The sequence below is a fragment of the Paracoccus aestuarii genome, from assembly GCF_028553885.1.
Lineage (GTDB): Bacteria > Pseudomonadota > Alphaproteobacteria > Rhodobacterales > Rhodobacteraceae > Paracoccus > Paracoccus aestuarii.
Genome location: NZ_CP067169.1, coordinates 1,725,733 through 1,739,577 on the forward strand (window position 1 = coordinate 1,725,733; position 13,845 = coordinate 1,739,577).

The window sequence follows — 13,845 nt, forward strand, 5'->3', positions numbered from 1 at the left end:
CCTTGCATCCCCGCCCGCGGCCTGAAACGGTCCCCGCGATCATGTTGCAGGGGATGCGCCGATGGGCCTCGCGGGAATATTTCTTTCACTCATCCTGTTGATGTATCTGGCCTATCGCGGGATCAACGTGCTGATCCTGGCGCCGATCCTGTCGCTGCTGGCGGTGGCTATGTCGGGGGGGATCCCGCTGCTGGCGACCTATACCCAGGTCTTCATGGGGTCGCTCGGCGGCTATGTCATCACCTATTTCCCGCTGTTCATGCTGGGGGCGATCTTCGGCAAGATCATGGCCGACAGCGGGGCGGCGCGGTCCATCGCGGAATGGATCATGGCGCGGCTCGGACCGGATCGGGCGATCCTGGCGGTGGTGCTGTCCTGCGGGGTGCTGACCTATGGGGGCGTGTCGCTCTTCGTGGTGGCCTTCGCGGTCTATCCCATCGCCAGCGCGCTGTTCCGGCGCGCCGACATCCCCAAGCGGCTGCTGCCGGCCTCGATCGCGCTCGGCTCCTTCACCTTCACGATGACGGCCTTTCCGGGCACGCCCGCGATCCAGAACGCCATCCCGATGCCCTTCTTCGGCACCAATGTCTTTGCCGCGCCGCTTTACGGGCTGCTGGCGGGGGGGATCATGCTGGCGGGCGGGACGATCTGGCTGAACCGCCGGGTGCGCGCCGCCCGGGGCGAGGGGTATGGCGACCACCCCGCCACCGCCGCCGACGCGACCCTGCCCGAGGACAGCGACCTGCCGCCCTTTGCCATCGCGATCCTGCCGGTGGTGACGGTGATCGCGCTGAACGCCACGCTGACCTGGCTGGTCTTTCCCGCCATGCAGGCCGATTACCTGGCCCTGCCGCACTATGGCGAGACCGACCTGTCGGCCGTCGCGGGGATCTGGGCGATCATCCTGTCGCTGGTCGCCTCGATCTGCCTGGCCATCGCGCTGAACTTCCGGCGCTTCACCGATCTGCGCGAAAGCGTCAATGCGGGCACGATCGGCGCGCTGCTGCCGATCTTCAACACGGCCTCCGAGGTGGGCTATGGCGCGGTCATCGCCTCGCTGCCCGCCTTTCTGGTGATCCGGGATGCGGTGCTGGGCCTCTTTCCCGGCAATCCGGTGGCCTCGCTGGCGGTGGCGGTCAACGTGCTGGCGGGGATCACCGGATCGGCATCGGGTGGCATGTCCATCGCGCTGGACACCCTGGGCGCGCAATTCGCCCAGATGGGCCAGGCCCAAGGCGTCAGCATGGAGCTGATGCACCGGGTCACATCGCTGGCCTCGGGCGGGTTCGACGCGCTGCCCCATAACGGGGCGGTCATCACCCTGCTGGCGATCTGCGGGCTGACCCATCGCAAGAGCTATGCCGACATCTTCGTCGTCGCGGTGCTGATCCCGGTCCTGGCGACGGTGCTGGTGATCCTGCTGGGCAGCGTCCTCTAGCGATAGCCCTGGGCCTGCAATTCGAACAGTTCCCTGTAACGCCCTGGCCGGGATAGCAATTCTTGATGGGTGCCCTGATCCTGGACGCGCCCGCCCTCCAGCACGATGATCCGGTCGGCCATCCGCACGCTGGAAAACCGGTGCGAGATCAGCAGCGCGATCCGCCCCTGCGTCAGGTCGCGGAAGCGTTGGAAGACCTCGTATTCGGCGCGGGCATCCAAGGCGGCGGTGGGTTCGTCCAGGACCAGCAGCTGGGCGTCGCGCATATAGGCCCGCGCGATGGCCAGCTTCTGCCATTCGCCCCCCGACAGGTCCAGCCCGCGGGCAAAGCGCTTGCCGACCATCTGGTCATAGCCCAAGGGCAGCTTGGCGATGACCTGATCGGCCAGCGCCCGTTCGGCCGAGGCGGTGATGCGCGGGCGATCCTCGCGCTCGTCGATCCGGCCGATGGCGATGTTTTCCGCCGCCGTCACCGCATAGCGGACGAAATCCTGAAAGATGACCCCGATCGCCGCGCGCAGCTCCTCCAGGTCATAATCCCGCAGGTCGCGCCCATCCAGCGTGATCCGCCCCTCGTCGGGGTCATAGAGCCGCGCCAGCAGCTTGACGATGGTGGTCTTGCCCGCGCCGTTCTCGCCCACCAGCGCCACGGTCTCCCCCGCGTGCAGATCCAGCGTCATGTGCCGCACGGCCCAGGCCTCGCGGCCGGGATAGCGGAAGCCCACATCCTCGAAGCGGAAGCCCTGCCGGATCGGCACCGGCACCGGGATGGCATCCGGCTTCGAGGCGATGGCCGGGACGGCGGTAAAGAAATCGAACAGGTCGTCCAGATACATGGCCTGTCCCGCCATGCTGGAGAAACTGGAGAGCAGCCCCTCCAGCAGGCCGCGCAGCCGCAGGAAGCTGCCCGACAGGAAGGTCAGGTCGCCAAGCGTCAGCGTGCCCGTCAGCGTCCGCGCGATGATCCACAGGAAGGCCGCGTAATAGGCCAGCGTGCCAAGCGCGGTCAGCACCGCCATGACCGACAGCTGGCGGCGCTGGATCGCGCGGTTCTCGACATAGAAGCGGCGGGCCAGCGTCAGATATCTGTCGCGCAGCCAAGGGCTTAGGCCGAATATCTTCACCTCTTTCGCGGTTTCCGACGTGGCCGCGATCATGCGCAGATAGTCGCGTTCCCGCCGGTCTGCGGCGCGGGCATGGTTCAGCGCATAGCTGCGGGCGTTGAAATGCATCTCGCCCAGCAGGGACGGGATCAGCGCGACCGCCAGCAGCACCACCAGCCAGGGATTGTAGAGGATCAGCCCCGCCGCGAAGCTGGCCACCGTCACCACGTCCTGCAATTGCTGCATGACCTGATTGACCAAGGGGATGCGGCCCATGGTCTGGCGGCGGGCGCGGTCCAGGCGGTCCTGAAAGCTGGCATCCTCGAAGCTGGCCAGGTCGAGGCCCGCCGCATGATCCATCAGCCGGATCGAGATGTCGATGACCAGCTTTTCCTGCAGCAGCGCATCGACATAGGCGACCAGCCGGCCCAGCACGTCCTGCGCCACGGCCAGCCCCAGCTCCAGCGCAACCAGCCAGATCAGCGTATCGGCCAGCCCGCTGTCCCACCAGTCGCGCAGCGTCTCGGGGCCGGGCGTGCCGGACAGGGCCACCACCTGGTCGATGATCAGCTTGCCGATCCACAGCATCGCGACCGGCATCACCGCGCGCATCAGGCGCAGCGCGACCATGGCCAAGGTCAGGCCCGGCGCGGCCCGCCAGACCATCGCCAGAAAGGGCGGAATGTTGCGCAAGGCCGCCCAACGCGCCGAAAAGTCGGGGGATTTCGGCGCGTCGGGCGGCATCTCAGGCGGCCTCGGTCCGGCGGGCGCGGGCGATCTCGGCCTCGGTCAGGGGGCCGGGGAAATGGCAGGCCACCTGATGATCGCCGGGTGCCAGCACCGGCACCTCGGCCGCGCAGCGCGCCTCGGCCCGGGGGCAGCGAGTGCGGAAGACGCAACCCGAGGGCGGGTTCATGGGCGAGGGCAGGTCGCCCTTCAGCGGCACGATGGTCTTTTCCGCCTCGATCGTCGGGTCGGGGACCGGGACCGCCGACAGCAGCGCCTGCGTATAGGGATGCTGCGGCGCGCCATAGAGCGCGGCGACCGGCCCTGTCTCCATCACCTTGCCCAGATAGAGGACCATGACCCGGTCGCTGATATGCTTCACCACCGACAGATCATGGGCGATGAAGATCAGCGCCAGGCCCAGCTCCTTTTGCAGGCGGATCAGCAGGTTGATCACCTGCGCCTGGATCGAGACATCCAGCGCCGAGACCGGCTCGTCGCAGATGATCAGCTTCGGCTCCACGATCAGGGCCCGGGCGATGCCGATGCGCTGGCACTGGCCGCCGCTGAATTCGTGCGGGTATCGGTTGATCTGGTTGGGCAGCAGGCCGACCTTTTCCATCATGGCCTTGACCCGGTCGCGGACCTCGGCACGGGGCAGGTCGGGGCGGTGCGTGGTCAGAGGCTCGGCGATGATCTGGCCCACGGTCATGCGCGGGTTCAGGCTGGCCAGCGGGTCCTGGAAGACCATCTGGATGTCCTGGCGATAGGCCATCATCTGGCGGGGCGTCATCGCCAGCAGGTCCTTGCCGTCGATCCATTCCGCCTGTCCGGTGGCCGGAACCAGCCCGATCAGGGCGCGGGCCAAGGTCGATTTCCCGCAGCCGGATTCGCCGACGACGCCCAAGGTCTCGCCCGGGGCCAGCGCGAAATCGACGCCGTTCACGGCACGCAGGGGCTGGGGCGCGGACCAAGGCATCGCGCCCTCGCGCCGGATCTGGAAGGTGACGCGCAGGTCGCGCACGGTCAGAAGATCGCTCATGGCTTGGCCTCGGGTCCGGGGGTGGGCGTGGCGCCGGCGGCACCGGCACCGGCGACGGCGCCATCTGGCAGGTGTTCGTCGGGCAGGCCCGCGTCGCCCGCAGCGACCAGGTCGGGCTGCGGGTCGGCCTGCATGCGGCGGGCGCGGATCTGGTCCAGCGGCGCCAAGCAGGCGCGGGCACGGCCGGGGGCGAAATCCTCCAGCGGGGGGTCGATCACAGCGCAATCGGGGCCGCGATAGGGGCAGCGCGGCTCGAAGGCGCAGCCCGAGGGCGGGCGCGACATGTTGGGCGGCTGGCCGGGAATGGCGCGCAGCTCCTCGTCATCCTGATCGACGCGGGGGATCGCGTCCAAGAGGCCCTGGGTATAGGGATGCGCGGGATCGGCGAAGATCGGGCGCACCGGCCCGGTTTCCCGGATGCGGCCGCCATACATCACAGCCACGCGTTCGCAGGACCCGGCCACGACACCCAGATCATGGGTAATCAGGATCATCGCCATGCCGAAATCGCGCCGCAGATCCGACAGCAGCGCCATGATCTGGGCCTGCACGGTCACGTCCAGCGCGGTCGTCGGCTCATCCGCGATCAACAGCTTGGGGCGGCACAGCAACGCCATCGCGATCATCACGCGCTGACGCATCCCGCCGCTGAATTCATGCGGATAAAGCCGCACCCGGCCCTTGGCATCGGGGATGCGGACCGCGTCCAGCATGCGCACCGATTCCGCCACCGCCTCGCGCCTGGACAGGCCCTTGTGCAGGGTCAGCACCTCGGCCATCTGGTCGGCCACCCGCATATAGGGGTTCAGCGAGGTCATCGGGTCCTGAAAGATCATCGCGATCTTTTCCGCACGGATGCGGTTCAGCACCTTGGGGGCGGCGTTCAGGATCTCGGTCCCGTCGAAGCGAACGCTGCCCGAGGCCGCGCCGTTGCGCGCCAGCAGGCCCATGATCGCGAAGGACAGCTGCGACTTGCCGCTGCCCGATTCGCCGACGATGCCCAAGGTCTCGCCCGCATCGACCGACAGGTTGACGTCGTTGACGGCGCGGACCTCGGCATCGTTGGTCTGGAAGCGGACCGACAGGCCGCGCAGTTCGAGAAGGGCCATGTCAGCGCTCCTTGGGGTCGAGGGCATCGCGCAGGCCGTCGCCCACGAAGAAGAACCCGAAGAGGGTGATGACGAAGAAGAACAGCGGGAAGGCCAGCTGCCACAGCGTGCCGTAATTCATCGTGCCCGCGCCTTCCGAGATCAGCGCCCCCCAGCTTGTCAGCGGTTCCTGCACGCCAAGGCCCAGAAAGCTGATGAAGCTTTCCGTCAGGATCATCAGCGGCACCAGCAGCGTCGCATAAACCGCGACCACGCCCAGCAGGTTCGGGACGATATGGCGGATGATGATGCGGAAGGAGGACACGCCGGTGGCGCGGGCCGCCTCGATGAATTCGCGGTTCTTCAAGGACAGCGTCTGGCCGCGCACGATGCGCGACATATCGAGCCAGGAAATCAGGCCGATGCCCAGAAACAGCATCGACATGGACCGCCCGAACATCACCAAGAGCAGGATCAGCACGAACATGTAGGGGATCGACATCAGGATATCGACCGCCCGCATCATGATCTGGTCGGTGCGCCCGCCGACATAGCCCGCCGTCGCGCCATAGAGCGTGCCGACGATCACCGCGATGGCGGCGCCCACGACGCCCACCATCAGGCTGATCTGGGTGCCCTGCACGGTGCGCGCGAAGAGGTCACGACCCAGATTGTCGGTGCCGAAGTAATGGCCGTTCGACAGCGACGGGCCGCCCAGTTCGGCCACCCGGCCCATGATGCTGAAATCCAGCTCCTCGCCCGACCATTGGGCGACCAGGTTGCCAAGCGCCGCGAAGAGCGTCACCAGGACCAGGATCGTCAGGCCCAGCATCGCGGCCTTGTTGCGCAGGAACCGCTTGCGGGCGTCCGCCCAGGGGCTGCGGCCCTTGACCTCGGCCTCGACCATGCGGGCCGAGAGGGATTGCATCTTCTGTTGATCGATCACCATGACCTTAGTACCTGATCTTGGGGTCGATCCATGCATAGAGCACGTCGACGATGAGGTTGAACAGGATGGTCAGCGCGCCAATCAGGATCGTCACGCCCATCATCACCGCATAATCGCGGTTCAGCGCGGAATCGACGAAGGCCTTGCCGATGCCGCCGGTCGAGAAATAGATGTCGATGACCACCGACCCGGTGATCATCGACACGAAGACCGGCCCCAGATAGCTGATCACCGGCAGCATCGCGGGCTTCAGCGCATGGCGCAGGATGACGCGATGTTCGGGCATCCCCTTGGCGCGCGCGGTGCGGATGTGGTTCGAACCCAGCACCTCCAACATCGACGACCGGGTGATCCGCGCGATGGACGCCATGTAGCTGGTCGACAGCGCGATCACCGGCATGATCCAGAAGCTGGGATCGTTGAACGACCACCCGCCGCCGGGCAGCAGCCGGTACCAGAGCGTGAAGACCAGAACCAGCAGCGGCGCCATGACGAAGTTCGGCAGCACCTGCGCGCCGATCGAGATGCCGACGGCCAGGTAATCCAGCCAGGTATTGTGCCAGATCGCCGCGGCGACGCCCAAGGCCACGCCGGTCACGACCGCCACCACGAAGGAGGTCCCGCCATAGGTCAGCGTCACGGGAAAGCCGTTGGCGATCAGCTGGTTCACGCTGCGGTCGGGATAGACGAAGCTGGGGCCGAAATCGAAATGCACGACCACCGCGACCAGATAGTTCCAGATCTGCAGCCAGAGCGGGTCGTTCAGCCCGTATTGCGCCTCCAGGTTGGCCAGCACGGCGGGCGGCAGGGCACGTTCCCCGGTGAACGGGCCGCCGGGCGCCACGCTCATCAGGATGAACGAGAAGATGATCAGCAGCAGCAGCGTGGGAATAGCCACGGCCAGCCGCCGCAGGATGAATGCGAACACGCGGGGGACCTTTCCTGCGGATGTGAATACCAAAGGCCGGGGCAGCGAACCGCCCCGGCCCGTTCATGCGCGATGATGCGCTTACTGCTCGACGCGATAAAGGTCTTTCGCGTACCAGGTATTCAGCAGGTTCTCGCGCGGGATGCCCTTGATCGCGGGGCTGATCATCTCGTTCAGCGAATAGTGATAGACCCAGACCGCGGGGACCTCCTCGGCCAGGATCTCCTCGGCGCGCTGATAGAGCGGCGCGGTGTCATCGGCGGTGCGGGCCTCGACCAGCAATTCGTCGAATTCCGCGTTGGACCACTTGCCGCTGTTATAGCCGTCGGTGCGGAACCAGTCGAGGAAGGTCGAGGCCTCGTTGTAATCCGCGCACCAGGCATAGCGCGCGATCTCGAAGTCCTGGTTCTGCAGGCGGTCGGTATGGACGGCCCATTCGACGTTGTTCAGCGTCACCTCGATGCCGAGCGGGCGCCAGAACTGCTGGGCCGCGACGGCTAGCAGACGGTGGCTTTCGTCGGTATTGTACTGCAGCGACAGGCGCACCGGGTTCTGCGGGCCGTAGCCTGCCTCCTCCAGCAATTCGCGCGCGCGGGCCACGCGATCCTCGTAGGGCATGTCCTCGAAGGTCTCGGAGGGTTCGGCAAAGCCCGCGATGGCCCAATGGGTCCAGCTATAGGCCGGGCGCTGGCCGCCCTGCAGGATCTGGTCGACCATCACCTCGCGGTTCAGCGACAGGGCCATCGCCTCGCGCACGCGCTGGTCCTTCAGGGCCTCCGGGCCTTTGTCCGACAGGTTGAACACATAGGCATAGGAACAGCCGCGCGGGACCGAGATCGCCTCGTCGGGGGATTCCTGCGCCAGGCGCGGATACTGGCCGGCCGGGATCTGCACGCGGTCCAGTTCGCCCGCCTGATAGCGGGTCAGGGCGACGTTGCTGTCATTGACGGTGATGCCGCGCACGGTCTCCATCACGACATTGTCGGCGTCCCAGTATTCGGGGTTCTTCTGGAAGACGATCTCGACGCCCAGATTGTGGCTGGCTAGCGTATAGGCGCCGTTGCCGACGATGTTGCCGGGCTGGGTCCAGGCATTGCCATGTTCCTCGACCACGGCGCGGGGCACCGGGAAGGTCGTCACATGCGACAGGGTGTTGATGAAGAAGGGCGTCGGCGTGGTCAGCGTCACCTCGAAGGTGCGGTCGTCCACGGCGCGCACGCCCAGTTCCGACGGGTCCATCTCGCCCGCGACGATCTGCGTGGCGTTCACCACGTTCATCAGCTCCATGTACCACGCATATTCCGAGGTCGTCTCGGGCGTGACCACGCGCTGCCAGCCATAGACGAAATCCTCGGCCGTCACTGGCTCGCCGTTCGACCAGTTGGCCTCGCGCAGCGTGAAGGTATAGGTCAGGCCGTCATCGCTGACCTCGAAGCTTTCGGCCACGCCCGGGACCATCTCGCCCTGCGCGTCCTCGTTCATCAGCCCCTCGAACAGCGACCGGATCGAGGCCGAGCCTTCGACATCGGTGTTCAGCGCCGGGTCCAGCGACTTGATCGCGTCCAGCAGCCAGTAGTTGAAATACTGGTTTTCGGCCAGCGTGTCGCCCTCGGCCACCTCGACCGCGAATGCGGGCATGGCCAGCGCGCCGATCAGCGCGGTCGTCGCAAGAAACTTGGTCATCCCAACTCCTCCAAGTTGTGTGTCGGTGTCGTGTCGCACCGGAATGGAGCGCAGGTTTATTGAAAGCGCGCGGCTCGGCAAGCGGCGTTTCACGCTGGCCCCCGGCGGGCGGCTGTGGAAAACAGGCGCGCATGAAGGATCGGGGACAGATCACGCTGGTGACCGGGGGCGCGCGGTCGGGCAAGTCGGCCTTGGCCGAACGGCTGGCTGCACGCCATGCAATGCCCCTGATCTATATCGCCACCGCACAGCCGGGCGATGCCGAGATGGCGCAAAGAATCCTCGAACATCAAAACCGTCGCGGCGGGTCCTGGACCACGGTCGACGAGCCGTTGGACCTGGCAGGCGCGCTGGTGCGCACGGACGGGCAGGGGGTGCGGCTGGTCGATTGCCTGACGCTATGGATGGCGAATGCGATGGGATCGGCGGATTTTGGCGCGCTGGTGGTGACGTTACGTCAGCAGTCCTGTCCTGTTATCCTGGTCACCAACGAATTGGGTCAGGGAATCGTTCCCGACAATGCGCTGGCCCGCCGCTTCCGCGACGATCACGGGCGGATGAATCAGGCTGTGGCGCAGGCGGCAGACCAGGTCTGGATGGCGGTGGCGGGACTGCCGCTGCGGTTGAAACCCCGAAAGGACGATTTCGATGACGAGTTTTGATACGGAAGCGGCCGATGCCGCCCGCGCGCGCCAGGACCAGCTGACCAAGCCGCAGGGATCGCTCGGCCGGCTGGAGGAGCTGGCCGTCTTCATGGCCGGCTGGCAGGGCCGGGCGCGGCCGCGGATCGACCGGGCGCAGGCGCTGGTCTTTGCGGGCAATCACGGCGTCGCGGCCCAAGGGATCACGCCCTTTCCCCCGCAGGTGACCGCGGCCATGGTCGCCAATTTCGCGGCGGGCGGGGCGGCGATCAACCAGCTCTGCCGCGCGGCGGATGCCCGCCTGCAGGTCGAGGCGCTGGATCTGGACCGCCCCACCGCCGATTTCACCCAAGGCCCCGCCCTGACCGGGGCCGAGCTGGACGCGGCCATGGCACGCGGCGCGGATGCGGTGGATCCTGATGCCCAGATCCTGCTGCTGGGCGAGATGGGGATCGGCAATTCCACCGTCTCGGCGGCCTTGGCGGCGGCGAGCTTCGGCGGCCGGGCCGAGGACTGGGTCGGCCCCGGCACCGGCGCCCATGGCGCGATGCTGGCCGCCAAGCAGCGCGTGGTGACCGAAGGGCTGGCCCGCCATGTCACCGTCACCACCCGCGACACGCTGCTGGCCTTTGGCGGACGCGAACAGGCGGCGATCTGCGGCGCGATCCTGCGCGCGCGCGACCTGCGCATCCCGGTGATCCTGGACGGCTTCATCTGCACCGCCGCGGCGGCGGTCCTGACCCGCGACGACCCGCAGGCGCTGGAGCATTGCCTGATCGGCCATGAAAGCGCCGAGCCGGGCCACCGCCGCCTGATCGCCGCCCTGGCCATGCGCCCCGTCCTGTCGCTGGACATGCGCTTGGGCGAGGGCACGGGCGCGGCTGTGGCCCTGATGGTGCTGCGCGCGGCGCTGGAATGCCATGACGGCATGGCCACCTTTGCCGAGGCCGGGATTGGCTAGGCTGCATCAGCTGATCCTGGCGCTGGTCTTTCTGACGCGCCTGCCCTTGGGCCGATGGCTGCCGCCGCGCGTCCTGCCCCTGGCCGATGCGGCCTGGGCCTTTCCGCTGGCGGGCCTGGCGGTCGCGGCGCTGGCCGTGGCGCCCATGGCGCTGGCCGGGCCGGGGCTGCTGCCCGCGGCGCTGACGCTGGCGCTGATCTGCTGGCTGACCGGCGCGCTGCACGAGGATGCCTTGGCCGATTTCGCCGATGCGGGCGGCGGGCGCACGCCCGAGGACCGGCTGCGGATCATGCGCGATTCGACCATCGGCAGCTTTGGCGCGGCGGCCTTGGTCGCGGCGCTGGCGATCCGGCTGACGGCGCTGGCGGCGGTCGGGCCATGGGCGCTGATCGGCGCGGCGGCCTTCGGGCGGGCGGTGCCGGTGGCCTTGATGCGCGGCCTGCCCCCGGCGCGGGGCGACGGGCTGGGCCATGGCGCCGGGCGCCCGTCCTTTCGCGCCGTGGCGGCGGCGCTGGTGATCGGCGCGGCGGCGCTGATCCTGACCGCGCCGGGGCCTGTCGCGGGCCTGGCCGGGGTGGTCGCGGGGGCGCTGGCGGGGCTGGCGGTGGCGCTGCGGGCGCGGCGCCTGCTGGGCGGTCAGACGGGCGACGTGCTGGGCGCCGCGATCCTGTCGGCCGAGACGGCGGCGCTGGTCGGCATGGCCCTCTCGACCTAGCGTCAGCGCGGCGGAAATCCTTGACCCGACGCCCCGGCCTGCACCATACCGCTTGGACGCGCTGGCCCGGACCAACACGGGCGGCGTTCTGAGGGAGGGGATAACATGGGCGGCCTGCTGGCCCTGTCGCGCGGCATCGACCGCCTTACAACCGTGATCGGCCGGTCGGTGGCCTGGCTGATCCTGCTGGCCATCCTGGTCAGCGCCGGAAACGCCATCTCGCGCAAGCTGTTCAGCCTGTCCTCGAACGCCTGGCTGGAGGCGCAGTGGTATCTGTTCGGCGGCGCCTTCATGCTGGCCGCCGCCTGGACGCTGCTGGAGAACGAGCATATCCGCATTGACGTGATCTATGGCCGCTGGTCGCGCCGGGTCCAGCACTGGATCGACCTGATCGGCACGCTGTTCTTCCTGCTGCCCTTCACCACGATCATGCTGTATCTGACCTGGCCCGTCTTCCTGCGCAGCTGGCGCGGGGGCGAGATCTCGATGAATGCGGGCGGGCTGATGCTGTGGCCCGCACGCGGCGTGCTGATGCTGGGCTTCGCGCTGCTGTTCATCCAGGGCCTGTCCGAGCTGATCAAGAAGATCGCCGTCATGCGCGGCCTGATCCCCGACCCCCATCACCATACCAACCCCCATGACGCCGCCGGCAAGGAGGCCGGGCTGATGACCGCCGCCCGCGATCACGACCTGGCCGGGACCAACCGCCACGACGACCCGGAGAGCCGCGCGTGATCGACCTCATCGCCCATAACCTTGCGCCCATCATGTTCTTCTCGATGGTGGCGTTTCTGCTGTTCGGCTATCCGATCGCCTTCGCGCTGGCGGCCAACGGGCTGCTGTTCTTCTTTTTCGGGGTGTTCCTGACGCCGCTGTCGGACCAGGTGAACCTGGGCTGGAACCTGCTGGGCGCGCTCGGCGACCGGGTCTTCGGCGTGATGCGCAACGACACGCTGCTGGCCATCCCCTTCTTCACCCTGATGGGCATCATCCTGGAACGGTCCCGCATGGCCGAGGAATTGCTGGACACGATCGGCCAGCTGTTCGGCCCGGTGCGCGGGGGCCTGGCCTATGCGGTGATCCTGGTCGGTGCGCTGCTGGCGGCGACGACCGGGGTGGTGGCGGCCTCGGTCATCTCGATGGGGCTGATCTCACTGCCGATCATGATGCGCTACAATTATGACAAGAGCCTGGCGACCGGGGTCATCGCGGCCTCGGGGACGCTGGCGCAGATCATCCCGCCCTCGCTGGTGCTGATCGTGCTGGCCGATCAGCTGGGCCGGTCGGTGGGCGACATGTACCGCGCCGCGATGGTGCCTGCGCTGGCGCTGGTCGGCGTCTACATGGCCTATGTGCTGGTCCTGTCGCTGCTGCGGCCCCGGGCCATGCCCGCCCTGCCGCCCGAGGCGCGGATGCTGGGATCGGGCGGCTGGTCGCTGGTCGCGGTGGCGGTGCTGGGCGTCGCGGCCTTCTGGCTGGGCCGCGCCTGGATGGAGGGCGCGGGCATCGCCAATGCCGGCATCTGGGCCGCCGCCTGCGCGGTGCTGGTCCTGCTGGTCCTGGCGCTGCTGGACCGGGGACTGGGCACGAACATCCTGTCGCCGATGACGCGGCAGGTGATCATCGTGATGATCCCGCCGCTGGCGCTGGTCTTTCTGGTGCTGGGCACCATCTTTCTGGGCATCGCCACGCCCACCGAGGGCGGCGCGATGGGTGCCGTCGGCGCCATGGCCCTGGCCGCGGCCAAGCGGCGCCTGTCCTTCGACGTGATGAACCAGGCGCTGCTGTCGACGGTCAAGCTGTCGGCCTTCGTGATGTTCATCCTGATCGGGGCCACGGTCTTTTCGCTGACCTATTATTCGGTCAACGGCCATATCTGGGTGCGCGACCTGCTGACGGCGCTGCCCGGGGGGCAGACGGGGTTCCTGATCTTTGCCTGCCTGATCATCTTCGTGCTGGGCTTCTTTCTGGACTTCTTCGAGCTGGCCTTCGTCATCGTGCCGCTGCTGATCCCGGCGGCCAATGCGCTCGGGGTGGATCTGGTCTGGTTCGGGGTGATCCTGGCGATGACGATGCAGACATCCTTCCTGACGCCGCCGGTGGGGTTCGCGCTGTTCTATCTGCGATCGGTCGCGCCGCGCCGGGAATACCGCGACAAGGTCACGGGAAAGATGATGGACGCGATCACCACGCTGAACATCTATCGCGGGGCGGTGCCCTTCGTGGGGCTGCAGCTGGTGATGATCGCGGCGGTGGTGATGATGCCCCGCATGGTCATGCATTACCGCGGCCCGGCGGTCGATACGTCCACCATCCGCATCCAGATCCCCGCATCGGGGGGCCTGGGCGGCAGCGGGGCCAGCCAAGGGGGCAGCGGCGTCGGCACGCTCGGGGGGCTGGGCGGATCGCCCTTCGGCCAGCCGGCCAGCCCCGCCACGCCCGCGGCCCCCGCGCCGGGCGGTGGCTTGGGTGGCGGGCTGGGCCTGGGCGGCCCGCCGCCGGGTCTGGGTGGAAACTGACACGGAAAAGGGGGCCGGCGATCGCCGGCCCCCTTGGCATTCGGTGACGCGC

General features: G+C 67.8%; 12 protein-coding genes. 6 read left to right on the forward strand and 6 right to left on the reverse strand.

The genetic code is table 11. The features are described 5' to 3' along the window. Positions 1-61: 61 nt before the first annotated feature. Positions 62-1,438 carry a GntP family permease gene (locus tag JHW48_RS08875; protein WP_119885456.1) on the forward strand — a complete coding sequence of 459 codons (1,377 nt, stop codon included), beginning with the start codon at positions 62-64 and terminating at the stop codon, positions 1,436-1,438. Here JHW48_RS08875 and JHW48_RS08880 read toward each other — a convergent pair. The 6 genes from JHW48_RS08880 to JHW48_RS08905 all read right to left on the reverse strand — a co-directional run bounded on the left by JHW48_RS08880 (position 1,435) and on the right by JHW48_RS08905 (position 8,957). Further along, the gene (locus tag JHW48_RS08880; RefSeq protein WP_119885455.1) at positions 1,435-3,285 is read right to left on the reverse strand and encodes an ABC transporter ATP-binding protein; all 1,851 of its coding nucleotides are present in this window, start codon (positions 3,283-3,285) and stop codon (positions 1,435-1,437) included. The two genes, JHW48_RS08875 and JHW48_RS08880, sit on opposite strands and share 4 nt — an antisense overlap. Position 3,286: 1 nt before the next feature. Beyond that, positions 3,287-4,309 (reverse strand): oligopeptide/dipeptide ABC transporter ATP-binding protein, encoded by a 1,023-nt coding sequence (locus JHW48_RS08885; RefSeq protein ID WP_119885454.1) that lies wholly within the window; start codon positions 4,307-4,309, stop codon positions 3,287-3,289. Beyond that, positions 4,306-5,418: an oligopeptide/dipeptide ABC transporter ATP-binding protein gene (locus JHW48_RS08890; RefSeq protein ID WP_119885453.1), complete on the reverse strand. Its 1,113-nt coding sequence runs from the start codon at positions 5,416-5,418 to the stop codon at positions 4,306-4,308. The genes JHW48_RS08885 and JHW48_RS08890 overlap by 4 nt, the downstream gene beginning before the upstream one ends. A gap of 1 nt (position 5,419) precedes the next feature. Then, a complete protein-coding gene (locus JHW48_RS08895) occupies positions 5,420-6,346 on the reverse strand; it encodes an ABC transporter permease subunit (RefSeq protein WP_419182380.1) in 927 nt (308 codons plus the stop codon). A gap of 4 nt (positions 6,347-6,350) precedes the next feature. Continuing rightward, on the reverse strand, positions 6,351-7,274 hold the full coding sequence (gene oppB / locus JHW48_RS08900; protein WP_119885452.1) for an oligopeptide ABC transporter permease OppB: 924 nt from the start codon (positions 7,272-7,274) through the stop codon (positions 6,351-6,353). 81 nt (positions 7,275-7,355) lie between these two features. Beyond that, positions 7,356-8,957 (reverse strand): peptide ABC transporter substrate-binding protein, encoded by a 1,602-nt coding sequence (locus tag JHW48_RS08905; protein WP_119885451.1) that lies wholly within the window; start codon positions 8,955-8,957, stop codon positions 7,356-7,358. Positions 8,958-9,088: 131 nt separating this feature from the next. Between JHW48_RS08905 and cobU the strand changes: the two genes are divergently transcribed. The 5 genes from cobU to JHW48_RS08930 all read left to right on the forward strand — a co-directional run bounded on the left by cobU (position 9,089) and on the right by JHW48_RS08930 (position 13,793). Further along, positions 9,089-9,619 (forward strand): bifunctional adenosylcobinamide kinase/adenosylcobinamide-phosphate guanylyltransferase, encoded by a 531-nt coding sequence (cobU, locus tag JHW48_RS08910; RefSeq protein WP_119885450.1) that lies wholly within the window; start codon positions 9,089-9,091, stop codon positions 9,617-9,619. After that, the gene (gene cobT, locus JHW48_RS08915) at positions 9,606-10,559 is read left to right on the forward strand and encodes a nicotinate-nucleotide--dimethylbenzimidazole phosphoribosyltransferase (protein WP_119885449.1); all 954 of its coding nucleotides are present in this window, start codon (positions 9,606-9,608) and stop codon (positions 10,557-10,559) included. The genes cobU and cobT overlap by 14 nt, the downstream gene beginning before the upstream one ends. Then, entirely contained in the window at positions 10,552-11,274 is a 723-nt protein-coding gene (locus JHW48_RS08920) for an adenosylcobinamide-GDP ribazoletransferase (RefSeq protein WP_240637741.1), read from the forward strand. Before cobT ends, JHW48_RS08920 begins: the two co-directional genes overlap by 8 nt. A 105-nt stretch (positions 11,275-11,379) precedes the next feature. Beyond that, on the forward strand, positions 11,380-12,009 hold the full coding sequence (locus JHW48_RS08925) for a TRAP transporter small permease subunit (protein WP_119885447.1): 630 nt from the start codon (positions 11,380-11,382) through the stop codon (positions 12,007-12,009). After that, complete coding sequence (locus tag JHW48_RS08930) at positions 12,006-13,793, forward strand: TRAP transporter large permease (RefSeq protein ID WP_272835581.1); 1,788 nt, start codon at positions 12,006-12,008, stop codon at positions 13,791-13,793. Before JHW48_RS08925 ends, JHW48_RS08930 begins: the two co-directional genes overlap by 4 nt. Positions 13,794-13,845 lie beyond the last annotated feature (52 nt).